General features: G+C 70.2%; 23 protein-coding genes. 13 read left to right on the top strand and 10 right to left on the bottom strand.

Annotated elements, in window-relative coordinates; genetic code table 11:
- Positions 1-9: 9 nt before the first annotated feature.
- Both ACFZBB_RS01590 and ACFZBB_RS01595 read right to left on the bottom strand, forming a co-directional pair.
- Complete coding sequence (locus tag ACFZBB_RS01590) at positions 10-804, bottom strand: DeoR/GlpR family DNA-binding transcription regulator (protein ID WP_355344578.1); 795 nt, start codon at positions 802-804, stop codon at positions 10-12.
- A gap of 360 nt (positions 805-1164) precedes the next feature.
- The gene (locus ACFZBB_RS01595) at positions 1165-2103 is read right to left on the bottom strand and encodes a helix-turn-helix domain-containing protein (RefSeq protein WP_391116709.1); all 939 of its coding nucleotides are present in this window, start codon (positions 2101-2103) and stop codon (positions 1165-1167) included.
- 245 nt (positions 2104-2348) lie between these two features.
- Between ACFZBB_RS01595 and ACFZBB_RS01600 the strand changes: the two genes are divergently transcribed.
- The 3 genes from ACFZBB_RS01600 (at position 2349) to ACFZBB_RS01610 (ending at position 5733) form a co-directional block, all read left to right on the top strand.
- Entirely contained in the window at positions 2349-3827 is a 1479-nt protein-coding gene (locus ACFZBB_RS01600) for an MFS transporter (RefSeq protein WP_391116711.1), read from the top strand.
- Positions 3828-4040: 213 nt separating this feature from the next.
- Positions 4041-5042 carry an aldo/keto reductase gene (locus tag ACFZBB_RS01605; RefSeq protein WP_391116714.1) on the top strand — a complete coding sequence of 334 codons (1002 nt, stop codon included), beginning with the start codon at positions 4041-4043 and terminating at the stop codon, positions 5040-5042.
- A 106-nt stretch (positions 5043-5148) separates the two neighbouring features.
- Positions 5149-5733: a TetR family transcriptional regulator gene (locus ACFZBB_RS01610; RefSeq protein WP_391116716.1), complete on the top strand. Its 585-nt coding sequence runs from the start codon at positions 5149-5151 to the stop codon at positions 5731-5733.
- A 76-nt stretch (positions 5734-5809) separates the two neighbouring features.
- On the opposite strand, the gene ACFZBB_RS01615 is transcribed toward ACFZBB_RS01610, so the two are convergent.
- Positions 5810-7192, bottom strand: coding sequence for a glycine--tRNA ligase (locus ACFZBB_RS01615; RefSeq protein WP_355344566.1), 1383 nt, complete (start codon positions 7190-7192; stop codon positions 5810-5812).
- A 172-nt stretch (positions 7193-7364) separates the two neighbouring features.
- Between ACFZBB_RS01615 and ACFZBB_RS01620 the strand changes: the two genes are divergently transcribed.
- From ACFZBB_RS01620 to ACFZBB_RS01635, 4 genes are all read left to right on the top strand, one after another.
- Positions 7365-8348, top strand: coding sequence for a metal ABC transporter solute-binding protein, Zn/Mn family (locus ACFZBB_RS01620; protein ID WP_391116718.1), 984 nt, complete (start codon positions 7365-7367; stop codon positions 8346-8348).
- 14 nt (positions 8349-8362) lie between these two features.
- Positions 8363-9172, top strand: a complete 810-nt coding sequence (locus tag ACFZBB_RS01625; RefSeq protein ID WP_391116720.1) for an ATP-binding cassette domain-containing protein — start codon at positions 8363-8365, stop codon at positions 9170-9172.
- Entirely contained in the window at positions 9172-10071 is a 900-nt protein-coding gene (locus ACFZBB_RS01630) for an iron chelate uptake ABC transporter family permease subunit (protein WP_391116722.1), read from the top strand. Before ACFZBB_RS01625 ends, ACFZBB_RS01630 begins: the two co-directional genes overlap by 1 nt.
- 65 nt (positions 10072-10136) lie before the next feature.
- On the top strand, positions 10137-10550 hold the full coding sequence (locus ACFZBB_RS01635; protein ID WP_355344554.1) for a Fur family transcriptional regulator: 414 nt from the start codon (positions 10137-10139) through the stop codon (positions 10548-10550).
- Between the two features lie 435 nt (positions 10551-10985).
- On the opposite strand, the gene ACFZBB_RS01640 is transcribed toward ACFZBB_RS01635, so the two are convergent.
- The 6 genes from ACFZBB_RS01640 to leuA form a co-directional block, all read right to left on the bottom strand.
- Entirely contained in the window at positions 10986-11816 is an 831-nt protein-coding gene (locus ACFZBB_RS01640) for an isoprenyl transferase (RefSeq protein WP_188280782.1), read from the bottom strand.
- A 29-nt stretch (positions 11817-11845) separates the two neighbouring features.
- Positions 11846-12595 carry a DNA repair protein RecO gene (recO, locus tag ACFZBB_RS01645; protein ID WP_188280783.1) on the bottom strand — a complete coding sequence of 250 codons (750 nt, stop codon included), beginning with the start codon at positions 12593-12595 and terminating at the stop codon, positions 11846-11848.
- 70 nt (positions 12596-12665) lie between these two features.
- Positions 12666-13358 (bottom strand): response regulator transcription factor, encoded by a 693-nt coding sequence (locus ACFZBB_RS01650; protein ID WP_355344548.1) that lies wholly within the window; start codon positions 13356-13358, stop codon positions 12666-12668.
- On the bottom strand, positions 13355-14578 hold the full coding sequence (locus tag ACFZBB_RS01655) for a histidine kinase (protein ID WP_391117476.1): 1224 nt from the start codon (positions 14576-14578) through the stop codon (positions 13355-13357). Before ACFZBB_RS01655 ends, ACFZBB_RS01650 begins: the two co-directional genes overlap by 4 nt.
- A 546-nt stretch (positions 14579-15124) precedes the next feature.
- Entirely contained in the window at positions 15125-15841 is a 717-nt protein-coding gene (locus ACFZBB_RS01660; protein ID WP_355344543.1) for a TerB family tellurite resistance protein, read from the bottom strand.
- 173 nt (positions 15842-16014) lie between these two features.
- A complete protein-coding gene (gene leuA / locus ACFZBB_RS01665; RefSeq protein ID WP_391116725.1) occupies positions 16015-17778 on the bottom strand; it encodes a 2-isopropylmalate synthase in 1764 nt (587 codons plus the stop codon).
- Positions 17779-18082: 304 nt separating this feature from the next.
- On the opposite strand from leuA, the gene ACFZBB_RS01670 reads away from it, so the two are divergent.
- From ACFZBB_RS01670 to ACFZBB_RS01695, 6 genes are all read left to right on the top strand, one after another.
- The gene (locus ACFZBB_RS01670; protein ID WP_391116727.1) at positions 18083-19201 is read left to right on the top strand and encodes a M4 family metallopeptidase; all 1119 of its coding nucleotides are present in this window, start codon (positions 18083-18085) and stop codon (positions 19199-19201) included.
- A gap of 8 nt (positions 19202-19209) precedes the next feature.
- Entirely contained in the window at positions 19210-19473 is a 264-nt protein-coding gene (locus ACFZBB_RS01675; RefSeq protein ID WP_391117478.1) for a protealysin inhibitor emfourin, read from the top strand.
- A 59-nt stretch (positions 19474-19532) separates the two neighbouring features.
- Positions 19533-19763: a Smr/MutS family protein gene (locus ACFZBB_RS01680; protein ID WP_391117480.1), complete on the top strand. Its 231-nt coding sequence runs from the start codon at positions 19533-19535 to the stop codon at positions 19761-19763.
- Positions 19764-19941: 178 nt separating this feature from the next.
- Positions 19942-23517 carry a DEAD/DEAH box helicase family protein gene (locus ACFZBB_RS01685; protein ID WP_391116729.1) on the top strand — a complete coding sequence of 1192 codons (3576 nt, stop codon included), beginning with the start codon at positions 19942-19944 and terminating at the stop codon, positions 23515-23517.
- 5 nt (positions 23518-23522) lie between these two features.
- On the top strand, positions 23523-24923 hold the full coding sequence (locus ACFZBB_RS01690; protein WP_391117482.1) for a restriction endonuclease subunit S: 1401 nt from the start codon (positions 23523-23525) through the stop codon (positions 24921-24923).
- Positions 24924-26513, top strand: coding sequence for an N-6 DNA methylase (locus ACFZBB_RS01695; RefSeq protein WP_391116731.1), 1590 nt, complete (start codon positions 24924-24926; stop codon positions 26511-26513).
- Between the two features lie 21 nt (positions 26514-26534).
- Here ACFZBB_RS01695 and ACFZBB_RS01700 read toward each other — a convergent pair whose 3' ends face one another.
- Complete coding sequence (locus tag ACFZBB_RS01700) at positions 26535-26984, bottom strand: ATP-binding protein (RefSeq protein ID WP_391116733.1); 450 nt, start codon at positions 26982-26984, stop codon at positions 26535-26537.
- Between the last annotated feature and the right edge of the window lie 16 nt (positions 26985-27000).

Genomic DNA, 27000 nt, shown 5'->3' on the forward strand with positions numbered 1-27000 from the left:
GATCGCTTGTCATGGGATCGGAACCACTTCGATCGCCAGCCCGGAGGTCTCCAGGGCCCGCAGCAGTTCCGGTGGGGCGTCGGCGTCGGTGATCAGGAGATCGGGCTGGGAGGTGTCGGCGAACCGGGCGAAGTGGTCCTTGCCGATCTTGCTGCTGTCGCAGAGGACGACGGTCCGCTTGGCGGCGCGGATCATCGCCTCCTTGACCGCGGCCTCGGCCGGGTCGGGGGTGGAGAAGCCGTGCCGGGGCGAGACCCCGTAGGTGCCGATGAAGGCGACGTCGACGTGGACGCGCGCGATGGCGCCGAGCGCGGGGGCGTCGACCTCGGCCAGGGTGTTGGCCCGGACCCGGCCACCGAGGGTGTGGACGCTGAGTCCTTGTTTGCCCGCGAGCGCGATCGCCGCCTGGAGGCTGTTGGTCATGACGACCAGCGAGGGACCGCCGGGGAATATCTCGGCCATCCGGCCGGTGGTGGTCCCGGCGTCGATGATCACCGCGCCCTCGTCGGGCATGTGCTTGACCGCGGCGTGGGCGATCAGGTCCTTCGCCACCGCCATCAGCCGCCTGCGCGACTGGAGGTCGGGGACGAGGTGTTCACGGTCGAGGAGGATCGCTCCGCCGTGCACCCGCTGGACGAGACCGCGGCGCTCCAGCAGCACCAGATCGCGGCGGATCGTCTCCGACGTCACCTCCAGCCGGTCGGCCGCGGCGACGACTTCGAGCCGCCCGTTGGCCTTGAGCTGGTCGAGCAGCGCTCGCCGACGTTCCTCCGCGAAGTGCGCGGATGTGCCGTTAACGCTCATCGCGGGCCCTTCCGTATCAACCTCACTTTTGCTTCGTGTGGAATTCATACCTGTATCCACGCAATGCCACAAGAGATTGCGCGAGGAAGAGTGTCCGAATGAGACATTCCATGGCTGATGAGCGACCATATATGACCGCAGGGTGACGAGTTGATCACCCAGAGGCGCAAGAAGCGGGCATTCTCTCCCATGGACTCCCTATGGAAAAGCCACATCCACCATGGGTCTGTGTGGATATTCCAAATCCGCAGACGCGTCCGGCCCCCCGCGCCGAGGAGGCACGGGGGGCCGGAAGGTGAGCCGGAGGGCGGGCCGGAAGGTGGGTCCGCCGACGGCCGGAAGCCGGGGTTCGCTCGCGGATCAGCCCGCGATCGGCTGCCGCTCCTGCGCGGAGACCAGCGCGTGCAGCCGGTTGAGGCGCTCACGGGTGAGGTCGTCGGCCGGGGTGTACGTGGTCAGGCGCGGGCCCTGCTGCGGGCCGAGCCACAGGTGGGTGAAGTCGAAGGAGAGCAGGCCGACTTCGGGGTTCAGATAGCGCTTGATGTGGCCGTCGGGCTGGAGCACCTCGTGCCGTTCCCACATCTCGCGGAAGTCGGGCGAGCTCTGCTGGAGCCGCTTGAGCAGTTCCCGCCATGCGGGCTCCGCCAGGTGCTGGGCCATCGAGACCCGGAATTTGGCGGCCATCAGCCGGATGCTCTCCTCGCGGTCGACCATCCGCTCGCGCCACAGCGGGTCGGTGAACGACAGCCACATGACGTTGCGGTCCTCGACGGGCAGCGCGTCCAGGTCGCTGACCAGCCGGCCGTAGGTGCGGTTGTACGCGATCACGTCGTACCGGCTGTTGACGACCGCGGCGGGCAGCGGCGCGAGCTGGTCGACCATGGCGAGCAGCGCGGGTGACATGCCGGGGCATTCCAGGTGCGGGTGCGGGTCGGCGGTCCCGGCGAGGGTGAACAGGTGCTTGCGCTCGTTGTGGTCGAGCATCAGGGCGCGCGCGATGGCGTCGGCGACCTGCCCGGAGACCTGGATCTCCCGCGCCTGCTCCAGCCACGTGTACCAGGTGACCCCGACCGCGGCGAGCTGTGCGACCTCCTCGCGGCGCAGTCCGGGCGTCCGGCGCCGACGGCCGGGCGGCAGCCCGACCTGGTCCGGCGAGATCCGCTCCCGGCGGCTGCGCAGAAAGGACGCCAGCTCCTGGCGGCGGCTCTCCGCGGCGGCGGCCTCGGGCACATCGGCCCCGGAGACGTCCAGTGAGACGTTCCCCTGGCCCAGCGGGGCCGCGGCCGAGCCCGGCGACACGGTCCCCGTCCCTGCGGGGACGGCGCCCGAATCCGGGGAAACGGCGCCCGAATCCGGGGAAACGGCGCCCGGCCCCGGGGTCACGGTGCTCGGCGGGAAAGCGCTGGCGTCTGCGGTCATATTCCCAGAGTGCCCGATCCGGCAGCCGGTTGCCAGGTGGTGCGTATACCTGGATAAACGCTCTCTGGTACCACCCTGAGAAGAGGTCCAGTGTGAACCATGTGACCGACCGAATGGAACCCGCCATGACCTCCCGGGCTCAGGTGCTCCCCCGCGTGACCCGCATCGGGGCGCCCGCCCGGAACTCTTCCGTCCCCACCCGCTCGCACTCCCCCGCCCCGGCCCCCGGCCTGAGCTCCCTCGGCCTGCTGACCGTGCTGCTCGGCGCGGCGCTGCCGATGGTGGACTTCTTCATCGTCAACGTGGCCCTGCCCACCATCGACCGCGACCTGCACGCCGGACCCGCGGTCCTGGAGATGGTCGTCGCGGGCTACGGCGTCGCCTACGCGGTGCTGCTCGTGCTCGGCGGGCGGCTCGGCGACATGTTCGGCCGCCGCAATCTCTTCCTGTGGGGCCTCGGCCTGTTCGCCGTGACCTCGCTGGCCTGCGGTGTCGCCCCCTCCGCCTGGACCCTGGTGGCGGCCCGCGTCGCCCAGGGCGCCGCCTCGGCACTGCTGCTCCCGCAGGCGCTGGCCACCATCCAGTCCGCGACCTCGGGCGGCGCCCGCGGCAAGGCACTGAGCTACTACGGCGCGACCGCGGGCATCGCCAGCGTCGTCGGCCAGGTGCTCGGCGGTGTGCTGGTCTCCGCGGACATCGCGGGCAGCGGCTGGCGGGCGATCTTCCTGGTCAACGTGCCGGTGGCGGCCGTCGCGCTGGCGCTGGCGCTGAAGTCGGTGCCGGAGACGCGGTCCGCGCACCCGGCCCGTATCGACAAGCCCGGCACCGTCCTGCTCGCGGTCACGCTGATCACCCTGCTGCTGCCGCTCACCGAGGGCCGGGCGGCCGGCTGGCCGCTGTGGTCGTGGGTGCTGCTCGCGGTCTTCCCGCTCGCGGCGGCGGCCTTCGTGGCGGTCGAGCGGCGCGGTGAGCGCGACGGCGGCAACCCGCTGATCCCGCCGTCGCTGCTGCGCATCCACAGCGTGCGCAGCGGTCTGCTGCTCATCGTGCCCTTCTGCCTCGGCTTCGGGGGCTTCATGTTCGTCGTGGCGGTGGCCATGCAGGACGGGCTGCGCTTCGGGGCGCTGGAGGCGGGGGCCGCGCTGGCCCCGCTGTGCGCCGCCTTCTTCGCCGCCTCGCTGCTCGGTCCGCGGATGGTGGCCCGCTTCGGCCGCAATGTGGTGACCGCGGGCTCGCTGGTCCAGGGCGTCGGACTGGTCGCGCTCGCCGCGACCTTCCACTACGGCGGTACGGGTCTGAGCATCGCGGAGCTGGCGCCGAGCATGGCCGTGATCGGCTTCGGCCAGGGCTTCGTCCTGCCGGTGGTGCTCCGGATCGTGCTCAGCGAGGTGCCGGCCGCGCAGGCCGGGGTCGGCAGCGGCGCGATGGCGACCACCCAGCAGTCCAGCCTCGCGCTGGGCGTGGCCACTCTCGGCACCCTGTTCCTGACCCTGTCCGGTTCGATCGGTGTACGGGACGCCCTGGTCTGGGCGCTGGTCGCGCAGCTCGCGGCGGTGGTCGCGACGGTCGCGCTGAGCACCCGGCTGCCGCGCAGAATCGTCTAGCGGCGGGCACCCCGGCCCGAGGTCCCCGCCCCGACCCGGGCGCCGGGCCCGCGCCCCCGAGGAGACCGGCCCACCGCCCCGGGCCGAGGACCGCCCCGCCAGGGGCACGGTCGCACGACATGTGGACTGACAGATGTTGATATCTGTCAGTCCACATGTGACGGTGGGAACGCACACCTGTCCCGCCGACGACCCCGAAGGGGACCCCCACCGATGCGCACCCGCACCCTCGGCACCACAGGACCCGCCGTCTCCGCCCTCGGCCTCGGCTGCATGGGCATGTCCGGCGCGTACGGCGCCTCCGACGACGCCGAGTCCGTCGCCACCATCCACGCCGCGCTGGACGCGGGCGTGACCCTGCTCGACACCGGCGACTTCTACGGCATGGGCCTGAACGAACTGCTGATCCGCGACGCCCTGCGGGCCCGCCCCGGCAGCCGCGACCAGGCCGTCATCAGCGTCAAATTCGGCGCGCTGCGCGATGTCGAGGGCGGCTTCGGCGGCTACGACGGCCGCCCGGTCGCGATCCGCAACTTCCTCGCGTACTCCCTGAACCGGCTCGGCACCGACCACATCGACATCTACCGGATCGCCCGCGTCGACCCGGACGTGCCGATCGAGGAGACCGTCGGCGCCATCGCCGAGCTGGTCCAGGCCGGGCACGTCCGGCACATCGGGCTGTCCGAGGTCGGCGCGGAGACGCTGCGCAGGGCCGCCTCCGTCGCCCCGATCGCCGACCTCCAGATCGAGTACAGCCTCTTCTCGCGCGGCATCGAGGACCGGATCCTGCCCACGGCCCGCAATCTCGGCATCGGCGTGACGGCGTACGGCGTGCTCTCCCGCGGGCTGCTCAGCGGGCACTGGACCCGGGGCAGCGGCACGGAGGCGGGCGACTTCCGCAGCTACAACCCGCGCTTCTCCGGGGAGAATCTGGAGCGCAACCTCGGCCTGGTCGAGGCGCTGCGCGAGGTCGCGGACGGCAAGGGCGTCACAGTCGCGCAGGCCGCCATCGCCTGGGTGCTGTCCCGCGGCGACGACATCGTGCCGCTGATCGGCGCCCGCCGCAGGGACCGGCTCACGGAGGCGCTCTCCGCGCTCGACCTGACGCTGGGCGCCGCCGACATCGCCGACATCGAGCGGGCCGTCCCGGCCGCGGAGGTCGCGGGCGCCCGCTACGACCCCCGGCAGATGACGCATCTGGACAGCGAGCGCTGAGCCGGCGGCGCCCTGCCGCACACTGGACGGCGACGGCCCCGGCGATCACGGCGGCCGTCGCCGTCGCAGAAGCCGTGTCCCGACCCGCCGAAAGGCCGCCTCTCCCATGCCGCCGGAGCCCCTGACCCGTGACCGCGTCCTCGAAGCCACCGAGGACGTGCTGCGCCGCTACGGCCCCGCGAAGGCCACGGTGGTCGATGTGGCGCGGGCGCTCGGGGTCAGCCACGGCAGCGTCTACCGGCACTTCCGCAGCAAGGCGGAGCTGCGCGAGGCGGTCACCCAGAAGTGGCTGGCCGAGGCGCACGCGGCGCTCGCGGACATCGCCGCGGAGGACGGGCCGGCGCCCGAGCGGCTGCCGCGCTGGCTCACCGAACTCTTCGCGGCCAAGCGGCGCAAGGCCGGGCTCGACCCGGAACTCTTCGCCACGTTCCAGATGTTGGCGCGCGACAACAGCGGCGCCGTCAGCCGCCACGTGCAGGAGACGATCGACCAGCTCGCCGGGATCGTCGCGGACGGCGTCAGGCGCGGTGAGTTCGCCCCCTGCGACCGGGCGGCCACCGCCCGCGCCGTCTGGGACGCCACCTGCCGCTTCCACGACCCGGCACACGCGGCCGAGTGGACCCTGCCGGGCGTCGACGCCGAGTTCACGGCGGTGTGCGAGCTGGTGCTGCGCGGCCTGCGCGCGGACTGACGCACGGGACGACGAGGGCGGGGCCGCGCGCGCCGGTCCGTCCGGCTCGCGCGGCCCCGCCCGTGTGTAACCGGCGTCAGCAGCCCAGCAGTCGGCTGCCCAGGTAGGTCTCCACCTGGTCGAGCGACACGCGCTCCTGCTTCATCGTGTCGCGCTCGCGGACCGTCACCGCGTTGTCCTCAAGCGTGTCGAAGTCGACGGTCACGCAGAACGGCGTGCCGATCTCGTCCTGGCGGCGGTAGCGGCGGCCGATGGCGCCCGCGTCGTCGAACTCGATGTTCCAGTTGGCGCGCAGGGCGGTGGCCAGGCCCTTGGCCTTCGGGGACAGCTCGGGGTTGCGGGAGAGCGGCAGGACGGCGACCTTGACCGGCGCGAGGCGCGGGTCGAGCCGCATCACGGTGCGCTTCTCCATGACGCCCTTGGCGTTGGGCGCCTCGTCCTCGTTGTACGCGTCGAGCATGAAGGCCAGCATCGCGCGGTTGACACCGGCCGCGGGCTCGATGACGTACGGGAACCAGCGCTCGCCCGCCTCCTGGTCGAAGTAGGAGAGGTCCTGGCCGGACGCCTTGGAGTGCGAGGAGAGGTCGTAGTCGGTGCGGTTGGCGACGCCCTCCAGCTCACTGAACTCCTGGCCGCCGAAGTTGAAGCGGTACTCGATGTCGGCGGTGCGCTTGGAGTAGTGGGAGAGCTTCTCCTTGGGGTGGTCGAACCACCGGATGTTCTCCTCCCGGATGCCCAGGCCCGTGTACCAGTTCCAGCGCTCCTGCATCCAGTACTCGTGCCACTTCTCGTCCTCGCCGGGCTTGACGAAGAACTCCATCTCCATCTGCTCGAACTCGCGGGTGCGGAAGATGAAGTTGCCCGGCGTGATCTCGTTGCGGAACGACTTGCCCATCTGGGCGATGCCGAACGGCGGCTTCTTGCGCGAAGTGGTCTGCACCTGGGCGAAGTTGGTGAAGATGCCCTGCGCGGTCTCGGGCCGCAGGTACGCCACCGAGCCCGCGTCCTGGGTCGGGCCGAGGTGGGTCTGGAGCATGCCGGAGAACTGCTTGGGCTCGGTGAAGGCGCCCTTGGTGCCGCAGTGCGGGCAGTTGATGTCGGCGAGGCCGTTGGCCGGCGGCTTGCCGTGCTTGGCCTCGTACGCCTCCTCCAGGTGGTCCGCGCGGTAGCGCTTGTGACAGGAGGTGCACTCGGTGAGCGGGTCGGAGAACGTGGCGACGTGGCCGGAGGCCACCCAGACCTCGGGGGCGAGGATCACCGACGAGTCGATTCCCACCACGTCCTCACGGGAGGTCACCATGGCGCGCCACCACTGGCGCTTGATGTTCTCCTTCAGCTCGACGCCCAGCGGCCCGTAGTCCCAGGCGGCCTTGGAGCCGCCGTAGATCTCACTGCTCGGGAAAACGAAGCCACGGCGCTTGCTCAGGCTGACGATGGTGTCGATCTTGTCGGCGGCCACGGTGCTCTCTTCAGTACGACGAAGCGGTCAGTTGCCTCAGATTACCGGCGGGTGCGGTCCCCTTATCAAATCCGTTCCGGAACCCGGCTCCAGGAACCCGGCCGGGAGCGGATCGCGGACCCCGCCCTATGGCAATTGACAATCGTTTCCACATCAGATGAAAATGACAGTCATGAACATCCATCGCCGCCCGATATCCGCCGTCTCCGTCGCCGCCGCCGCCGTGCTCGGCCTGCTGGCACTGTCCGCCTGCTCCGGCGCCGACGCCTCGGAGAACACCTCTGGTGACTCCAAGAGCGGCGGAAAACTCAAGGTCACGGCCGCTTTCTACCCGCTGGAGTACCTGGCGGCGCAGATCGGCGCCGACCATGTCGCGGTGACCGACCTCACCAAGCCGGGCGTGGAGCCGCACGACCTGGAGCTGACGCCGAAGGAGACCGGCAGGCTCGGCCAGTCCGATGTGATCGTCTACCTCAGGGGCCTCCAGCCCGCCGTGGACGACGCCGTGAAGCTCTCCGGCGTCAAGCACAAGGTCGACGCCGCGTCGCTGACCCCGCTGGAGTCCCACGGCACCGAGGTGGACGGCACGCACCACACGACCGGCGACAACGGCACCGGCGGCGGCAGCGAGGCGGGCGCCGACCCGCACATCTGGCTGGACCCGGTGAAGTACGCCGAGGTCGCCAAGGGCGTCGGCAAGGCGCTGGAGCAGGCCGACCCGGCGAACGCGGCGGCGTACGGCAAGAACACCGACGCGCTGGTCGCCCGGCTCACCGCCCTGGACACCGAATTCCGCGACGGCCTGAAGAACCGCGCCTCCGACACCTTCGTCACCACGCACGCCGCCTTCGGCTACCTCGCCGAGCGGTACGGGCTGGTCGAGGAGGCCATCAACGGCATCGACCCGGAGAGCGAGCCCAGCGCGGCGCGGGTCAAGGCGCTGCACGACCTGGTGAAGAGCAAGCACGTGTCGACCGTCTTCTTCGAGACGCTGGTCAGCGACGCCACCGCGAAGACCCTCGCGGGCGACCTGAGGCTGCGCACCGACGTCCTCGACCCGATCGAGGGCATCACCGACAAGTCCAAGGGCACCGACTACTTCCAGGTGCAGCGGAGCAATCTGACGGCCCTGCGCGCGGCGCTCGGCGCGAAGTGATGGAGGTCACCGCCATGGACCAGCAAGCCGTCGAAGCGGCCGGGGACGCCGGCGCGGTCACGGACCCGGTCATCGCGCTCAGCGGCGCCACCGCCACCCTCGGCGCTCGCCCCGTACTGCGCGGCATCGACCTGACCGTCGGGCGCGGCGAGGTCGTGGCGCTCCTCGGCGCCAACGGCTCGGGCAAGTCCACGGCGGTGCGCGCGGTCATCGGCCAGGTGCCGCTGACCGGCGGCTCGCTGGAGCTGTTCGGTACGCCGCTGCGCCGCTTTCGGCAGTGGGCGCGGATCGGGTACGTGCCGCAGCGCACCACGGCGGCCGGCGGCGTGCCCGCGACCGTACGCGAGGTGGTCTCGGCCGGGCGGCTGGCCCGTACCCGGCTGCGGCCGATGCGCCGCGCCGACCGGGCGGCCGTGGACCGGGCCATCGCCGTCGTGGACCTCACCGACCGCGCGGGCGACTCCGTGGACGCGCTCTCCGGCGGCCAGCACCAGCGGGTGCTGATCGCCCGCGCGCTGGCCGGGGAGCCGGACCTGCTCATCATGGACGAGCCGATGGCGGGCGTGGACCTCGACAGCCAGCGCATCCTCGCGGCGACCCTTCGCGACCAGGTCGCGGCGGGCACCACCGTCCTGCTGGTCCTGCACGAACTGGGGCCGCTGGAACCGCTGATCGACCGCGCGGTCGTGCTGCGCGACGGCTGCGTGACGTACGAGGGCGCGCCGCCGCAGGCGCTGGGACAGCACGCCCTGCCGGGCCACGACCACGTACACCCGCACGCGGACACCTCGGCCGCGCCGGTCAGGACGGGACTGCTGAGCTGATGGAATTCCTCGACTACGCCTTCATGCAGCGGGCCCTGATCGCCGCCGCGCTGGTCGGCCTCACCGCGCCGGCCATCGGGATCTACCTCGTGCAGCGACGGCAGGCCCTGATGGGCGACGGTATCGGCCATGTCGCGCTGACCGGCGTCGGCCTCGGCTTCCTCCTCCAGTCCAACCCGGTCTGGATGGCCACCGCCGTCTCGGTGGCGGGCGCCGTCGCGATGGAGCTGATCCGCTGGTACGGCAAGACGCGCGGCGACATCGCGCTGGCCATGCTCTTCTACGGCGGCATGGCGGGCGGTGTGCTGCTGACCAGCCTCGCGCCGAACGGCTCCAACGCCAACCTGGAGACGTACCTGTTCGGCTCGATCACCACCGTCTCGCCGTCCGACATCACCACGATGTGCCTGCTGGCGGGCTTCGTCATGCTGGTGACCGTGGGTCTGCGGCGGCAGCTCTTCGCGGTGTCGCAGGACGAGGAGTTCGCGCGGGTCACCGGGCTGCCGGTGCGGCTGCTGAATCTGCTGGTCGCGGTCACGGCCGCGCTCACCGTCACGGTCGCGATGCGCGTGGTCGGGCTGCTGCTGGTCAGCGCGCTGATGGTGATCCCGGTCGCGGCGGCGCAGCAGGTCACCCGCAGCTTCCTGGTCACCTTCGTCAGCGCGGTGGCCATCGGCGTCACCGTGACGCTGTCCGGCACCGTCACCTCGTACTACGTGGACGTGCCGTCCGGTGCGACGATCGTCCTGATCACCATCGGGCTCTTCATCGTGCTCACCGCGCTCGCCACTCCGCTGGCCAGGAAACGCGCCAGGAGGGCGGCGGCGGAGCGGGAACAGTGCACCCTGGAGGTGGAGGTGCCCGCCGCCCGCGGCGCCGCCGACGAGGTACCCGCCTGAACGGCACGGCCTGGCACAATGGGCCGTCCGGACAGGTGCACGAAGCGACCCAGAAGGAGGCACCGGTGACCACCCATCCCGTACGTGGCCGCTCCACCCGGCAACGGGCCGCCGTGTCGGCCGCTCTCTCGGAGGTCGACGAATTCCGCAGCGCGCAGGATCTGCACGACATCCTGAAGCACCGCGGCGACTCCGTCGGGCTCACCACGGTCTACCGGACCCTTCAGTCGCTGGCCGACGCGGGCGAGATCGATGTCCTCCGGACCGGTGAGGGCGAGTCCGTCTACCGCCGCTGTTCCGGCGGCGGCCACCACCACCACCTCGTCTGCCGCGTCTGCGGCAAGGCCGTCGAGGTCGAGGGGCCCGCCGTCGAGAAGTGGGCCGACGCCGTCGCCGCCGAGCACGGCTTCGCCGATGTCGCCCACACCATGGAGATCTTCGGCACCTGCTCCGACTGCGTCGAGCACCCCCAGCCCTAGCCCTCCGCCAAGGGCCTCACCCGGTCTTTCCCGGCCCCGCCCGGAAGGGCTCTTGTACCGGTGCGGTAAGCGGTCTTCCCCGGGGCGCGACCCCCGGGCGGCTCTTCTGCCGGGGCGCCGGCCACGTGTTTTTAGGGGCACGGCCCTTAGGCGGTTCTTCTACCGGGGCGGTAGGCCGATCTTTTGAGGGGCGCGGGGAACTGCGCGCTCAGCCACGGTCGTGGCGCGCCTTGAAGAACCGGCCCCAGCGGGGCAGTTGCTGTGTGTTGTCGGGCTGAAAGCCCGGTGGGGGCTGGTCGCGCAGTTCCCCGCGCCCCTCACAGCAGGCCCTGCGCAAGGGCACCCGGCGGCCGGGAAGGTCGGGCCGCCGTCCGGGGCGGAGGAACCGTCCGGGGGCGGGCCCGGGAAGGATCGGGTCACCCCGCCCGGGAGGGGCTAGGCGCGTTGGTCGCCGGCGAGCTGGGCCTCGTTGGGGATGGCCCCGCCGAAGCGACGGTCGCGGGAGGCGTATTCGACGCAGGCCCGCCACAGATCGCGCCGGTCGAAATCGGGCCACAGCACGTCCTGGAAAACCATCTCGGCGTAACTGCTCTGCCAGAGCAGGTAGTTGGAGGTGCGCTGCTCACCACTGGGACGCAGGAAGAGATCCACGTCGGGCATGTCGGCGTAGTAGAGATACTTGGCGAAGGTCTTCTCGTTGACCTTGGACGGGTCGAGCCGCCCGTCGGCGACATCACGGGCGATGGCCTGCGCCGCATCGGCGATCTCGGCACGCCCCCCGTAGTTGACGCAGAAATACAGCGTCATCGCGTCATTGTCGACGGTCTGCTCCTGGGCGACCTGGAGCTCCTGGACGACGGACTTCCACATCTTGGGCATGCGCCCGACCCACCGGATGCGGATGCCGAGTTCGTCCATCTCGTCGCGGCGCCGCCGGATCACGTCCCGGTTGAAGTTCATCAGGAAGCGCACCTCCTCGGGCGAGCGCTTCCAGTTCTCGGTCGAGAAGGCGTACAGCGAGAGGTTCTTGACGCCGATCTCCAGGCAGCCCTTCAGCACGTCCAGGACGACGCCCTCGCCGACCCGGTGGCCCTCGGTGCGCGGCAGGCCGCGCTCCTTGGCCCAGCGGCCGTTGCCGTCCATGACGACGGCCACGTGCTTGGGCACCAGCTCGCTCTGGAGCTTCGGCGGACGCGCCCCCGACGGGTGCGGGTCGGGTGTCCGGTACGAGCTTCGGGAACGGGCCAGAATCCCGTGACGTGCCATGGTGGTACTTCTCCTCATGCCTTCTCGGCTCAGGCCTTCTCGACGAACCGCAGGGAGCGCAGTCCGCGCTCCAGGTGCCACTGGAGGTAGGCCGCCACCAGCCCGCTGCCCTCACGGCAGTGGCGCGGCTCGCAGGCGTCCGCGGTCTCCCAGTCGCCGCCCAGCAGCGCGCCGAGCAGTTCCAGTGACTCCCGTGAGGGTACGACGCTTCCCGGCACCCGGCAGTCGCCGCAGACGACTCCTCCCGCACCGACCGAAAAGAACCGGTTGGGACCGGTCATACCACATTTGGCACAGTCGTCGAAGCTGGGCGCGTATCCGTTGACGGCCAGCGACCGCAGCAGGAAGGCGTCCAGCACCAGCCGCGGCTCGTGGTCGCCCGCCGCCAGCGTCCGCAGCGCGCCCACCAGCAGCAGATACTGCTGCACGGCGGGCTCGCCCTCGTGGTCGGTGAAGCGCTCCGCGGTCTCCAGCATCGCGGTGCCCGCGGTGTAGCGGTCGTAGTCGGTGACGATCGAGCCGCCGTACGGCGCGATCGTCTCGCCCTGTGTGCACAGCGGCAGACCGCGGCCGACCAGTTCCCCGCCGCGGACGAAGAACTGCACGTCGACGTGGCTGAACGGCTCCAGGCGCGCGCCGAACTTCGACTTCGTCCTGCGCACACCGCGGGCCACCGCCCGTACCCGTCCGTGCCGCCGGGTGAGCAGCGTGATGATCCGGTCCGCCTCACCCAGCTTCTGGGTGCGCAGCACGATGCCGTCGTCGCGGAACAGACTCATGGGCCCATTCTCGCGTACGGCGGGAGCGGTACGGCGACGGACGGCCGATCGGCCGCCGCCGGGCCCCGGCTCAGCGGTCGGCGCCGGGCGCGACCAGGCCGGACTCGTAGGCGGTGATGACGAGTTGGGCGCGGTCGCGGGCGCCGAGCTTGCCCATGATCCGGCTCACGTGCGTCTTGGCGGTGAGCGGGCTCAGGCCCAGCGCCTCACCGGTCTCCGCGTTGTTCAGGCCGCGCGCGACCAGCGTGAGGACTTCGCGCTCGCGCTCGGACAGCCCGCCGAGCCCGGCCGGGGCCGGGGCGCTGACCAGCGGCCGGTCCGGCAGCCGCAGCACCCGGGCGATCAGCCGCGCGGTGGGGCCGGGCGACAGCAGTGAGTCCCCGGCGGCCACGGTACGGATCGCGTCCAGCAGCTCCGCGGGCCTGGTGTCCTTGACCAGGAAGCCGGACGCGCCCGCGCGCAGCGCCGACACCACGTGCTGGTCGTCGTCGTAGGTGGTCAGTACGAGGATGCGTACGCCCGCCAGGTCGTCGTCCGCGGCGATCCGCCGGGTGGCCTCGATGCCGTCGAGCTCCGGCATGCGGATGTCCATCACGATGACGTCGGCGCGGGCGCTGCGGGCCTGCTCGACCGCCTCCAGGCCGTTCGCCGCCTGCCCGACCACCTCCATGTCGCGGGCGGACTCCACCAGCATCGCGAACGCGGCCCGCACCAGCGTCTGGTCGTCGGCGAGCAGCACGCGGATCGGCGGCGGCGAGGTCATCTGTGGTCTCCCTGGTGATCGACGGTGAGCGGCAGCACGGCGCTGACCGCGAAGCCCGTACGGTCCTGGCGCGGCCCCGCGGTGAGGGTGCCGCCGACGCTGCGGGCGCGCTCGCGCATCCCGGCGATGCCGAAGCCGTCGGTACGCCCCTCGGCGCGGTTCGCGGGCGCGGGGCCGCCGCAGGAGCCGTCGTCCTCGATCAGCAGGTGCAGGGCGGTCTCCCGGCGGTCCACCCGTACGGTGATCAGCGGGCTCGGCACCCCCGCGTGCCGTACCGCGTTGGTGAGCGACTCCTGGACGATCCGGAAGGCCGCGGCGCCCACCGCGGGCGGCACCGGCGCGACGCCCACGGCGTCGCCCAGGTCCACCCTGGCCCCCGCCGCCTCGGCGGCCTTGGCGAGCGCCGGTATCCCCGCGAGGTCGGGCAGCGGGCCGTCGCCGTCCGCGCGCAGCACCCGCAGCGTCGTCCGCAGCTCGGCGCGGGCCTCCCGGCAGGTGTCGGCGATCGTGTCGAGCGCGGCGGCCACCGCCGTACGGTCGAGCCGGTCGGGGTCCGCGACCAGGATGTGCGCGGCCACCGACGTCTGCACGCCGATCAGGGTGATGCTGTGCGCGAGCAGGTCGTGCAGGTCGCGGGCGATCCGCAGCCGCTCCTCCGCGACCCGGCGGGCCGCCTCCTCCTCGCGGGTGCGCTCGGCGCGCTCGGCCCGCCCGACGATCGCGGCCACGTAGTTGCGGTGCATCCGCACCACCTCGCCCGCCACCGCGACCGCCACGATCCAGCCGGCGCTCTTGAGCATGTCGGTGCCCGCGTGCGGCGCGCTGATCGTCGACATGATGGCCGCCATCAGCGCGATCACCGTCGGCAGCAGCAGGAACGTACGCAGCGGCGGCCCCGCGACCGCCAGCGCGTACAGCGCCACCATGCTCGACGGGATCGGCGCCACCTGGATGTTCTCCAGGTAGTGGTACGGCGCCACGAACGCCAGCATCCCGAGCATGCACACCAGCGGCGAACGCCGCCGCCACACCAGCACCAGCGCGCTGCCCACCAGCAGCGCCCAGCCCGCCAGGTCCGGCCGCCCGCTGGCAGGCTCCTCCGGCAGACAGCACGCCAGGAGCGCCTCCACGGCGAACACGAGCGCGGCGAACGCCACGTCGGCGGGGGCGACCCGCGGTCCCGGCGCCGCCGGGACGCGCGGGGCGCGCAGAAGGTCCATGGTGAGCGCCACGGACCCATCCTCCCGGACGCGGGGTGCGCCGAGACAGGTCACGGGGTCGCGGCGGGGCGCAGGCGGGCCAGCGGTACGGCCCTGAGCCGTGGTACCGCCCACGGACGTGTGGTGACGTTCATGGGCTCCTCCGAAAGCCGGGGTCTTCTCCTACCGTCAGCTTCCTCCGCTGGGCTCGCTTTCCTCGTCCCGCCCAGGACCGATCCGGGGGCTACTCCCCCAGGAGTACGCCCCCTCCGGGGCCCCCGGCCCCCGTGCGGCTCTCTTGCCGGGGCGGCAGGCCCGCGTTTTCGGGGCGCTGGGGGTACCTCCCGGCGGTAGCTGGGGGAGGAACTGCGCGCTCGGCCGAAACGCTCCCGCAGGTCACCACCCGCCCCGGCGGGGCAATTCGGTTGTCTCCGGACCACCCGCCGGCGGGGGCTTGTCGCGCAGTGCCCCGCACCCCTGAAGAACACGTCCTGCGCAAGGCGAACGCACCGGGCCCCAAAAGAGCAGGCCCTGCACCAGGGCGCCCGCTTGCGGGCGGACCGCAGGTCAGAGGGCCGCGGCGGCTCCGGCGAGGAGGCGGTCGATGTCGGTGAGGGGCAGGGAGAGACAGCGGCCGACGGCTTCGAGGACTTCGCGCTCCGCGGGAAGGTAGGGCCCGTCGGCGAGGGCGATGTGCGCGCCCTGGAGGAGAACCCGCTCGCGCCCGAGCGGGTCGAGGTGGTCGGCCAGCGGCTCGAGCGCCTCGTGGAGCTCGATGGACAGCCAGCTCCCGCACCCGTCGACCTCGTCGGCGAAGGAGTCGGGCCCGAGTGGGGCGCCCCCCGAGCCGGAGGCGCCGTACCGGCCCTCGTCGGCGACGATGGCGGCGAGCAGCCCGAGCAACTGGTCCTCGGTGCAGTCGGAGAACCCGGCGGAGCGCACGGCGCCGACGGCGGCCTCGCGGGCGGGACGGCCGGTGGCGCCGCCCGCGGTGAGGACGGCGAGCGCGATGGTGTGCACGGCGTCCCGCAGCATCGCGGAGAAGCGGGTGGTGGTGGGCCGCAGCAGGACGTCGGAGGCGTACTGCCGGTGGCAGGCGGTGCACTCGATGACGGTGCCGGCGGGGCCCCGGCGCAGGACCGGCACATTGAGCACGGTCAGTCTGCGGGTGCCGGTTCTGCGGTGGTAGGCGCGGTCGCCGCCGCAATCAGGGCAGAAGAACTCACCGTCGTCCTCGGTGTGCCACGCCGTTCGCACACCCCAGATACACAGCCTCAGCTTCATCACGCTGCACCCTCCGGCCGTTCGGCAACGCTGCCGCACTGCCGTGATGTTAGCCACAGTCGGCGGTCGCAGTCAGTACCGCGTAAGGGGCAATTGCCTTCCGAGGGTGCTCGAACCGGTCCGCCCGGGGGTTTTCGCCCCACGGACGGACCGGGTGAACCGGGTCAATCCCGTCAGCGCGCGGCCCGGTTGACGGCCGAGACCAGCGCCTGCAACGACGCGCGGGTGGTGTTGGGGTCGACGCCGATCCCCCACAGCACCTTTCCGTCGATCGCGCACTCGATGTACGAGGCGGCCCGCGCGGAGGCGCCCTCGCTCATGGTGTGCTCGGAGTAGTCCAGGACGCGGGCGTCGATGCCCACCCCGGCCAGCGCGTCGACGAAGGCCGAGATCGGGCCGTTGCCCGTACCGCTCAGGGTGGTCTCGACGCCGTCGACCACGGCCTCGACGGTGAGGGCGTCGGTGCCGTCGCTGGAGGTGGACGCCTGGGCGGAGCGCAGGGCGACCCGGCCCCACGGGTTGTCGCTGGTGGGCAGGTACTCGTCCTGGAAGACCGACCAGATCTGCGCGGGGGTGACCTCGCCGCCCTCGGTGTCGGTCTTGGCCTGGATGATCCGGGAGAACTCGATCTGCATCCGCCGCGGCAGATCCAGCTTGTGGCCGTTCTTCAGCACGTACGCGACGCCGCCCTTGCCGGACTGCGAGTTGACGCGGATGACGGCCTCGTACGAGCGGCCGACGTCCTTGGGGTCGATCGGCAGGTACGGCACCGCCCACTCGATGTCGTCGACGGTCTTGCCCTCGGCGGCGGCGGTGGCCTCCATCGCCTCGAAGCCCTTCTTGATGGCGTCCTGGTGGGAGCCGGAGAAGGAGGTGTAGACCAGGTCGCCCGCGTAGGGGTGGCGCGGGTGGACCTCCATCTGATTGCAGTACTCGGCGGTGCGACGGATCTCGTCGATCTGCGAGAAGTCGATCTGCGGGTCGACGCCCTGGCTGAACAGGTTCATGCCCAGCGTCACCAGGTCGACGTTGCCGGTGCGCTCGCCCTGCCCGAACAGGCAGCCCTCGACCCGGTCCGCGCCGGCCATGAGCGCCAGTTCGGCGGCGGCCACGGCCGTACCGCGGTCGTTGTGCGGGTGCACGGACAGGCACACGTACTCGCGGCGGGACAGGTTCCGCGACATCCACTCGAAGCGGTCGGCGTGCGTGGAGGGGGTGGAACGCTCCACGGTGGCGGGCAGGTTGAGGATGATCTCGCGACCCGGCTCGGGCTGCCAGACGTCCATCACGCCCTCGCAGACCTCCAGGGCGAAGTCCAGCTCGGTGTCGGTGAAGATCTCCGGGCTGTACTGGTAGCCGAAGACCGTGTCGTCGCCCAGGATCTTCTCGGCGTACTCCATCACCAGCCGGGTGCCGTCCACCGCGATCGCCTTGACCTGGTCACGGCTGCCGCGGAAGACGACGCGGCGGAAGACCGGCGCGGTCGCGTTGTACAGGTGGACGGTGGCGCGGGGGGCGCCGCGCAGGGCCTCGACGGTGCGCTCGATCAGTTCCTCGCGCGCCTGGGTCAGGACGGAGACCGTCACGTCCTCGGGGATCGCGTCGCCCTCGATCAGGGAGCGTACGAAGTCGAAGTCGGTCTGGCCCGAGGACGGGAAGCCGATCTCGATCTCCTTGTAGCCCATGCGGACCAGCAGGTCGAACATCTCGCGCTTGCGGGTGGGCGACATGGGGTCGATCAGCGCCTGGTTGCCGTCGCGCAGGTCCGTGGAGAGCCAGCGGGGCGCCTGGGTGATGCGGGCGTCCGGCCAGGTGCGGTCGGCGATGTCCACGGCCTCGTAGTGGCCGTACTTGTGGACCGGCATCACGCTGGGGCGCTGGCGCGCGGTGGCCGTGGTGATGGGCGTGGGACGGCCGACGCGATTGGGGGTTGTCATGGGGCTCTGGCTCCTCGGGGGGTCCGGCTGAGTGTCGGCCGACGGCGATGGCACGCCTGAACTCCGCGGGGAGGGGGTCGGCCTACGACTACAGGCCCTCGCCGCGGCAGCTAAGGAGAAGCAGCCCGAAACGCATGATGGGACGACCATAACCGAGGCGGACGGAATCACGTAGCCGGTACGAAGATCCTCTCAGCATGCAAGATGCACGATTCTGTCCACTCAAACCATGATCCTTCGCTCCTTTTCGTCAATCATCGTCGCAACCCGTGACAGCGACTGTGACGCGTGCCACATTGCCGCCATGACTGCCACGCATGCGCCCAACGCCGTCTTCTGCACGATCGTGCCGCCGCACGTGCTCGACAAGCTGTCCCGTTCCGAGGACTCCGGGGTCTCGGGACCCGCCCGCCGCACCCTGGAGCAGGACGCGCTGCAACGCACCAGGCGCCGCCTGACCACGGTGATCGGCGCCACCGCCGTCACCGGGGCCGCCGCCTCCGACCAGCCGCGACGGACCGTTCACGACGCCAAGCACCAGGACACGCTGCCGGGCCGCAAGGTGCGCGCCGAGGGCGCCAAGCCGTCCAAGGACGCGAGCGTCAACCGGGCGTACGACGCGCTCGGCGCGACCTTCGAGACGTATCTGAAGGCGTACGGACGTCACTCGATCGACGACGCGGGCCTGCCGCTGGTGGCCAGCGTCCACTACCTCCAGGGCTACAACAACGCCTTCTGGAACGGCCAGCAGATGGTCTTCGGGGACGGCGACGGCGAGATCTTCCTGGACTTCACCCTTCCGCTGGACGTGATCGGCCACGAGTTGACGCACGGCGTCACCCAGTACAGCGCCAATCTGGACTACTTCGGGCAGTCCGGCGCGCTCAACGAGTCCGTCTCCGATGTCTTCGGCAGCCTCATCAAGCAGTTCACGCTCGGGCAGAGCACGGAGCAGGCCGACTGGCTGATCGGCGCCGGGCTGCTCGCACCGGGCGTCGACGGCCACGCGCTGCGCTCCATGAAGGAGCCCGGCACCGCCTACGACGACCCGCGGCTCGGCAAGGACCCGCAGCCCGGCACGATGGACGGCTACGTCACCACCTCGCGCGACAACGGCGGCGTGCACATCAACTCGGGCATCCCCAACCACGCCTTCTACCTGTTGGCGGCCGAACTGGGCGGCAACGCCTGGGAGCAGGCCGGGCAGATCTGGTACGACACCCTCACCGGCGGCTCGCTGTCGCCGCACGCCCAGTTCGCGGACTTCGCCGCGGCCACCGCCGCGGCGGCCAAGGCCCGCTACGGTGAGGGCGAGCAGCACCAGGCGGTGCTCTCGTCCTGGTCCCAGGTGGGCGTCGCTCCGGCCGCCGTCCCCGCGGCCGAGGTCCCCCGCCAGCAGCCCGGCCAGCCGCAGGAGGCGTGACACAGCCCATGCGTATCGAGGTGGTCCGCTCCGGCGGCTTCGCGGGCATCCCCCGCCACGCCGTCCTCGACACGGCGGGCCGCCCCGACGCGGCCCGCCTCACCTCCCTGGCCGAGGCCGTCCTGGCCGCTCCCCCGCCCTCCGGCCCCCCGGTCCCCGACGGCTTCACCTACGCCATCACCGCCGACGGCCGCACCACCCACTGCGCCGACCCCCACCTGACCCCCGCCCAGCGCGAACTCATCCAGACGGTCCTGGGCGAGGGCGCGTAGGGTACCGGCGGAGCCGACCCGCGAATCGATCGGAGGCGATCACCCTGCTCACGCTGGACCTGCACCCGATCTTCCGCAACAACCGCGACATCGACCTCGCCCTGCGCGAGACCCTCTTCAGGGCCGCGCGCACCGGCGTCGACGTCGTCCAGATCATCCCCGGCAAGGGGTCGGGCCAGTTGAAGAAGCGCGTCCTGGCCTTCCTCGCCCAGAAGCACATCAAGAAGCTGTACGTCCGCGTCGAGACCGACGCCACCAACACCGGCCGCGTCCTGGTGCACTTGCGCTAGGTCTGGATCCGTCGGGTCGACCGCCGGTGCCACCCCGGCAGTAAATACGGTGCGGGCGGTATCACGGGCCGCGACGCCTGATCCGCCTTGCCTCGGAATTCCCCGTCGCCCACCGATCTCGCGCGTAAACTGAGTCCTTCCGCTCAGGCAATGGGCGCGGGTAGGGGGAAGACCGAGCGTGGATCAGCAATTTCGCGACTTCGCCAAGGCGTCGCCGAACTTCGGGCTGCTGTATCAGCACCAGCCGCTGCTCTCCCTCTACGGCGCCCTGGCCGAGGCGACCGTCTTCAGCAACCCCAACGCCTCTCTCGTCCAGGCGGGTCAGTTCGGCGAGATCCTCAGCGAGGAGCTGATCAGCAAGATCGGCATGCGGGTCGAGGGCGACCGGCAGATCGACCGGCTCACCGCGCTGACCCGCGCAGGCGTCCTGGTCGCGGAGATCCGCGACGACTTCGACCAGCTCCGCCGCGACCGGAACAAAGCCGCGCACAGCCACCTCTTCGACCGAGCACGAGCGCTCGCAGCCGTCCGCACCTGCTACAAGCTCGGGCTGTGGTTCCACGACGCCATCGAGGGTCGCAGGACGGTCGCCGAGTTCGTACCGCCGACCGAACCCGGCGACAGTGTCCAGGTCACCGACCCAGCCGAACTGACCGTGCTGCGAGAGGCGTTGAACGGTCACCGGCAGGCCCTCACTCAGGCCCGTACCCGGCTCGTCGCATCCACGGACGCACTCGAAGCGGAGCGCAAGGCCCGCGCCGAGGCAGAGAATCTGATCGCCAGCGCCGAGTCCAACCGGGCCGAGCTCGAGGCCCAGGTCGAGCAGCTCACCACCCAGGTCGCCGCGCTGCGAACAGACCAGCAGATCACGTACAAGACCCTCCGCCGCGAGCCGCGCAAGGTCGATCCCCAGCGTCGCGACGCGATCATCCAACGCGCACAGCGCCCGGCCCCGCTCAACGAGGTGCAGGCACGCGACACCATCGACGCGATGCTGTCCGCCGCCGGCTGGCTCGTCCAGGACCGCCAGGAAGTCAATCCGCTCGCCGACGAGGGCGTCGCCGTCCGGGAGTTCACCCTGGCCACCGGCCGCGCCGACTACGTCCTGTATGTGGGCGGGAAGATCGTCGGAGTGATCGAGGCCAAACGCGAGGGCGACCACCTCTCCAGCGCCGTCGAGCAGAACGACCGGTACGCGGCCGGTGTCCGCAAGGAACACCGCCTCGCCGTGTGGCACGACGCCGAACCGTTCGCGTTCCGCTATGCCACCACCGGCACCGAGACGTACTTCGTCAACCGCCTCGACCCCGACGCCCGCTCCCGTGAGGTCTTCTCCTTCCACCGGCCGGAGACCGTGGCGGCCTGGATGCGCCGCGCCGACGAGTCGCGCATCGCCCCGACCTTCCGCGCCGCGCTGCGCCAACTGCCGACGCTGGAGCCCAACGGTCTCCGGCTGGCGCAGATCGAGGCGATCTCGGGCCTTGAGGAGTCGCTGGCGCACGACCGCCCCCGCGCCCTCATCCAGATGGCGACCGGCGCGGGCAAGACGTTCGTCGCCGTTGCCCAGACCTACCGCCTGCTGAAGTACGCCAAGGCCCGCCGCGTACTCTTCCTCGTCGACCGCAACAACCTCGGCAGGCAGGCGTTCGACGAGTTCAGGAAGTTCACCACCCCGGACGACGGCCGCAAGCTCTCCGACATCTACAACGTGGACCGGCTAGGCGCCGCCGGCCTGAAGGACACCTCCTCCGTCGTCATCTGCACCATTCAGAAGATGTACTCGCTACTCCGGGGTGAACCCCTCGTCGATGACGACGAGGCGGACGACATCGCCGACAGCCTCGACACCGAAGCCTCCTACGCCACCGAGAAGCCGATCGAGGTCGCCTACAACCCGGACGTGCCGATCGAGTCCTTCGATCTGATCATCGTCGACGAGTGCCACCGCTCGATCTACGGACTGTGGCGTGGCGTGCTCGAATACTTCGATGCGCACCTGGTCGGGCTCACCGCCACCCCGACGCTCCAGACCCTGGGCTTCTTCGGCCGGAATCTGGTCTCCGAGTACACCTACCCGCAGGCCGTCGCGGACGGCGTGAACGTCGACTTCGACATCGTCCGCATGCACACCGACATCCGCGACGCAGGGTCCGTGACCATCGAGTCGGGGACCACCGTCAAGATCAAGGACCGCAAGACCCGCCGCCAGCGCTACGAAGCCCTGGACGACGACTTCTCCTACTCCACGCGGCAGATCGGCCGGTCCGTGGTGACCGTGGACGAGATCCGAGCGGTGCTCACCGCATACCGCGACAACTGGCAGCGCTGGTTCCCGGGCCGCGCCGAGCTGCCGAAGACGCTGATCTTCGCGGTCGGCGAGGACCACGCCGAGGACGTGCTCGCCCAGGTCAAGGAGGTCTTCTCCAAGAGCGACGATTTCGCGAAGAAGATCACGTACAAGTCTCGGCAGGCGGGTGACGACCCGGACGATCTGATCCGCGCGCTGCGCAACTCCCCGAGCCTGCGGGTCGCCGTCACCGTCGACATGATCGCCACAGGGACGGACGTGAAGGCCCTGGAGTGCGTGATCTTCCTGCGCGAGGTGCGCAGCGCCGTGCTCTTCGAGCAGATGAAGGGGCGCGGAGCTCGGACGATCGATCCGACGGAGTTGCAGGAGGTCACGCCGCAGGATCCAAAGGCCGGCGCGTCGGTGCCCGTACGGAAGGACCGTTTCGTCCTGGTGGACGCGGTGGGGGTGACGGACTCCCCGCTCGTCGACGCGAAACCGCTCGTCCCCGCAGGTGAGCGGCAGGTCTCGCTGGCCAAGCTGCTGGACAAGTCCGGTACCAGGTCCATCAGCGCCAGCGAGGCGGAGATCCTGGCGGGACGGCTGGCCCGCCTCAACCAGCAGCTCACCGCCGAGGAACGGGACGTCCTCACCCGGGCTGCGGACGGACGCACGCTCTCCGAGATCGCGGGCGCCATCGTCAAGGCGGTCGACCCCGACCGGCAGGAGGCCGCCCTTGCCGACGGGGGCCGCTTGGCAGCTCGGCAGTTGGTCGAGGACGCCATCGCCCCGCTCACGGCCAGCCCTGACCTGCGCCGCCACATCATCGAGATCCGCCGGGACAAGGACTACCTCATAGACGAGGTCACCGCCGTCAAGCTGACGGACGTGGTGGAAGTCCCCCGTGAGGAGCGCGCCCAGGAAGAGGTCGGCAAGTGGCGCAAGCTGCTGCACGACGAGCGGGACCGGATCGCGGCGGTCAACATCGCCCTGACCAGCCCCCGTTCCGTCTCCCCCGCCGAGGCCTACACCGCCCTGTCCGAGCTGGCCCTGGAGATCCACCGGCCCCAGTACGCCTGGACCCCGCAGTCCCTCTGGACGTACTACGAGGACCTCGGCGTGGCAGCCCACCGCGCGGACGGCGAAGCCGGACCACCCGATCTGATCGCCATGATCCGCTTCGAGCTGGGCGTCGACGCCGAGCTCCGTCCATACCGAGATACGGTGGAGGCCCGCTTCGAAGGGTGGCTCCTCCGGCAGGAACAGGCGGGTGCGCGATTCTCCGAAGAGCAACTGTGGTGGCTGCGGTCCATCCGCGATGTCGTCGCGAGCGACGCGGGTATCAGTACCCGCGAGTTCAACGCGGAGCCTTTCCGCGCACGCGGCGGCGGCCGAGGCTTCGCGGCGGCTTTTGCGGAGCGGGACCCTCGGTCGTTGGTCAATGAGCTGAACAGGGAACTGGCTTGAGTGATATGGAACTTCCGGCGGGGTGGGAGTGGGCAACGCTTGGAGAGGTGGCCCAATCCGTCAAGAACGGAATGTACGTATCTCGCCCGGGCACCGTTCCCGACGGGGTGCCGATCCTACGCATCAGCGCGGTGCGCCCCATGCATCTGCGAACTGACGATCTTCGCTACACCGGACTGTCCTTGGATGAGGTCGAGGCGAAGGATGGAATCGCCAGACCAGGGGATCTTCTGTTCACCCGGTACAACGGAAACATCAACCTCGTCGGCGCCTGCGCCCGCGTTCCAGACCATGCACCCGTCGTGGCCTACCCGGATAAATTGATCCGGGTTTCAGTACGCGACGGAATCGACAGCCATTTCCTCTGCTATGTCTGGTCATGGGCGGATACGCAAGCCCAGCTGCGACAGCACGTGAAAACCACCGCAGGCCAGGCCGGGATCTCGGGCAGCTCCCTGAAAAACATCCGCCTCCCCATCGCACCCCTCGCCGAACAGCACCGCATCGTCGAGGCCCTGGAGGACCACCTCTCCCGCCTGGATCAGGCCAGCGCGAACCTTGAGCATGCAAACGGATGGTCTCTTCCGCTCCGCCGGTCCCTGCTCTGGAACTTGCGCCAGCACGCGCTGCGCTCAGGTGCAACATGCCTATCCCTCGATTCCGTAGCTGACACGTCGCTAGGAAAGATGCTCGACTCCAAGAGAAACACCGGGCCCGAGACACCTTACCTTCGCAATATCAACGTCCGATGGGGCGGCTTCGAGTTGGCAGATATCTCAACAGTTCCCATGCCAGCGGAGCAGTCAGAAAAATTCTCACTACGTCCCGGAGATTTGCTCGTATGCGAAGGCGGGGAACCCGGACGGTGCGCTATCTGGCCCGGATCGAAAACTCCGATGACATACCAAAAGGCCCTCCATCGCGTGCGTCCCACGGGCACGGTCAGTTCTAGATGGCTAGCCCTCATGATCGAGGAAGCCGTTCGCAACGGCCGTACAGCCCGCATGCTCACTGGCACGACAATTAAGCATCTACCTCAGGAGAAATTGCGCCGCCTTGAGATTCCGATCCCAACACGGGCCGTGCAGGATTATCTGACCGATAGCTACTCGAATTCCGAGCTACATATGGCTCGCCTTCAAACTGCGGCAGTAACAGCCACCCATCGCTCAAAGCACTTGCGAACTGCCCTCCTCAACCGCGCGTTCGCTGGGCGCCTCGTCCCCCAAGACCCCGCCGACGAACCCGCGTCCGTGCTTCTCGACCGGATTCGGGCCGAGCGTGAGACCCAAGGCGGCAAGCCGAAGCGCACCCGCCGGGCCGTACCGAAGCAGGCCGCCGTCGGCCCGGCGCCCGCCGCGAAGGCGAACCCCATTCCCACCGACGCCGTACAGCTGGAGTTCTAGGTGACCGCCGAAGCCCCCGAACAGGCCGCCACGCAGGCAAACGATCAGGCAACTGCTCACACGAACAGCCTGGTCGCCAAGCTCTGGAACTACTGCAACGTCCTGCGGGACAACGGCCTGTCGACGATCGAGTACGTCGAGCAGCTTTCGTATCTCCTCTTCCTGAAGATGGCAGACGAGATCGCCAGCGACCCCTTCACGGAGGAGGAGGCGAAGGCCGTCGTACCGGCCGCGTACGACTGGCAGTCGCTTGTCACGAAGAAGGGCATCGAGCTTGAGGTCCACTACCGCAACACGCTGAGCGCACTCGCGCAGAACCCCGGCACCACGCTCGGCACGATCTTCGCGAAGTCGCAGAACCGCATCACCGAGCCCGCGCTGCTGGAAAAGCTGGTCGTGGATCTGATCGGTAAAGAGGACTGGACGATCCAGGGAACGGACCTCAAGGGCGACGCGTACGAGGGCCTGTTGGCGAAGGGTGCCGAGGACACCAAGACGGGCGCCGGTCAGTACTTCACCCCACGTGCGCTGATCGACGCGATGGTGGACGTGATGCAGCCGGGCCCCGACGACACCATCACCGACCCTGCCTGCGGGACGGGCGGGTTCCTGATCGCCGCGCAAAGCTACATCCGTGAGAACCACAAGCGGATGTCCCGCGAGCAGCGGCTCGGCCTCGGCGCGGGCAGCATCTGGGGCAACGAACTGGTCACCGGCACCGCCCGGCTCGCCGCGATGAACATGCTGCTGCACGGCATCGGCGACGCCGACGGGGACTCCCTGATCACGGTCGGCGACGCCCTCGCCGACAAGCCCGCCCGGCATGCCTCCCTCGTTCTGGCAAACCCGCCGTTCGGCAAGAAGTCCGCGATCACGGTCGTCGGCACCGACGGGAAGGCCGAGCGCGAGGACATCTCTTACGAGCGGGACGACTTCCGCGCGACGACGACCAACAAGCAGCTCAACTTCCTTCAGCACATCATGTCGACGCTGGAGATGAACGGCCGCGCTGCCGTCGTACTGCCCGACAACGTCCTGTTCGAGGGCGGCGCCGGCGAGAAGATCCGCCGCCGCCTGCTGGACGAGTTCGACCTGCACACGATCCTGCGCCTGCCGACCGGCATCTTCTACGCGGGCGGGGTCAAGGCCAATGTCCTGTTCTTCGAGAAGAAGCCCCCGAAGGTCGACGGCGGCCACAACACCACCAAGACCTGGGTCTACGACTTCCGCACCGGCAAGCACTTCACGCTCAAGCAGAATCCGCTCCGCCGTGCGGACTTGGAGGAGTTCGTCCAGGCGTACGCACCTGGCCGACCACGCGTCGAGCGCGAGGAGTCCGAGCCGGACGGCCCGTTCAGATCCTTCACCTACGACGAGCTGATCGCCCGCGACAAGGTGAACCTCGACATCACGTGGATGAAGGACCCGTCCCTCGACGACACCGACAGCCTGCTGCCGCCCGAGGTGATCGCCAAGGAGATCGTCGAGGATCTTCAGGCGGCGCTGAGCGAGTTCGCCGCCATCGCGGAGGCTCTCGGCGGTGAGGTCCTGGCCGATGCCGATGTGATCGAGCCCGGCGTCCCGGACTGATCCATTCAGCGAGTCGACTCGTCAATCGCCGTAGATCGGGAGACCCGCGACGACGGACTTGCCCTGGGCGGAGCGCGGGACCACCGCCCACGCGGCGGTCAGGGCATCGACAAGCACCAGGCCCCTTCCCCCGCAGGAGTCGGGCCCTGGCGGCGAGAGCGCGGGCGTTCCAGCGCCTGGGTCCGATACCGCAATCCAGTAGTGGTTGTCGGCTGTCCAGAGGACGAGTTCGACAAGTTCCTCGTCCTCGGACCGAGCCCCGTAGCGCAGGGCGTTGGTGACGAGTTCGCTGGTCACCAGCCCCAAGTCGTGGCCGAGTTGGGACCGCAGGCCACCGGGCAGAGCTTCGGCCACGGCATGTCGGGCGCGACGTACGGAGCCGGCTTCCGCAGGAAACCGCCACAGGGCCGGTACGGGGGGAATGGACGGTAAGGCGGAGGCCGGCAGCGGCTGATACGGGAATCCGGGCATGGCTGACTCCTCTGTG

Origin of the sequence: Streptomyces sp. NPDC008139 (assembly GCF_042957025.1) — a bacterium.
Taxonomy (GTDB): Bacteria; Actinomycetota; Actinomycetes; order Streptomycetales; family Streptomycetaceae; genus Actinacidiphila.

Excerpts from the sequence above, each read along its gene's own strand:
- ACFZBB_RS01590 (WP_355344578.1), bottom strand. The coding sequence starts at position 804 with ATGAGCGTTAACGGCACATCCGCGCACTTCGCGGAGGAACGTCGGCGA.
- ACFZBB_RS01600 (WP_391116711.1), top strand. The coding sequence starts at position 2,349 with ATGACCTCCCGGGCTCAGGTGCTCCCCCGCGTGACCCGCATCGGGGCG.
- ACFZBB_RS01605 (WP_391116714.1), top strand. The coding sequence starts at position 4,041 with ATGCGCACCCGCACCCTCGGCACCACAGGACCCGCCGTCTCCGCCCTC.
- ACFZBB_RS01610 (WP_391116716.1), top strand. The coding sequence starts at position 5,149 with ATGCCGCCGGAGCCCCTGACCCGTGACCGCGTCCTCGAAGCCACCGAG.
- ACFZBB_RS01620 (WP_391116718.1), top strand. The coding sequence starts at position 7,365 with ATGAACATCCATCGCCGCCCGATATCCGCCGTCTCCGTCGCCGCCGCC.
- ACFZBB_RS01625 (WP_391116720.1), top strand. The coding sequence starts at position 8,363 with ATGGACCAGCAAGCCGTCGAAGCGGCCGGGGACGCCGGCGCGGTCACG.
- ACFZBB_RS01630 (WP_391116722.1), top strand. The coding sequence starts at position 9,172 with ATGGAATTCCTCGACTACGCCTTCATGCAGCGGGCCCTGATCGCCGCC.
- ACFZBB_RS01640 (WP_188280782.1), bottom strand. The coding sequence starts at position 11,816 with ATGGCACGTCACGGGATTCTGGCCCGTTCCCGAAGCTCGTACCGGACA.
- recO (WP_188280783.1), bottom strand. The coding sequence starts at position 12,595 with ATGAGTCTGTTCCGCGACGACGGCATCGTGCTGCGCACCCAGAAGCTG.
- ACFZBB_RS01650 (WP_355344548.1), bottom strand. The coding sequence starts at position 13,358 with ATGACCTCGCCGCCGCCGATCCGCGTGCTGCTCGCCGACGACCAGACG.
- ACFZBB_RS01655 (WP_391117476.1), bottom strand. The coding sequence starts at position 14,578 with ATGGACCTTCTGCGCGCCCCGCGCGTCCCGGCGGCGCCGGGACCGCGG.
- ACFZBB_RS01660 (WP_355344543.1), bottom strand. The coding sequence starts at position 15,841 with ATGAAGCTGAGGCTGTGTATCTGGGGTGTGCGAACGGCGTGGCACACC.
- leuA (WP_391116725.1), bottom strand. The coding sequence starts at position 17,778 with ATGACAACCCCCAATCGCGTCGGCCGTCCCACGCCCATCACCACGGCC.
- ACFZBB_RS01670 (WP_391116727.1), top strand. The coding sequence starts at position 18,083 with ATGACTGCCACGCATGCGCCCAACGCCGTCTTCTGCACGATCGTGCCG.
- ACFZBB_RS01675 (WP_391117478.1), top strand. The coding sequence starts at position 19,210 with ATGCGTATCGAGGTGGTCCGCTCCGGCGGCTTCGCGGGCATCCCCCGC.
- ACFZBB_RS01690 (WP_391117482.1), top strand. The coding sequence starts at position 23,523 with ATGGAACTTCCGGCGGGGTGGGAGTGGGCAACGCTTGGAGAGGTGGCC.
- ACFZBB_RS01700 (WP_391116733.1), bottom strand. The coding sequence starts at position 26,984 with ATGCCCGGATTCCCGTATCAGCCGCTGCCGGCCTCCGCCTTACCGTCC.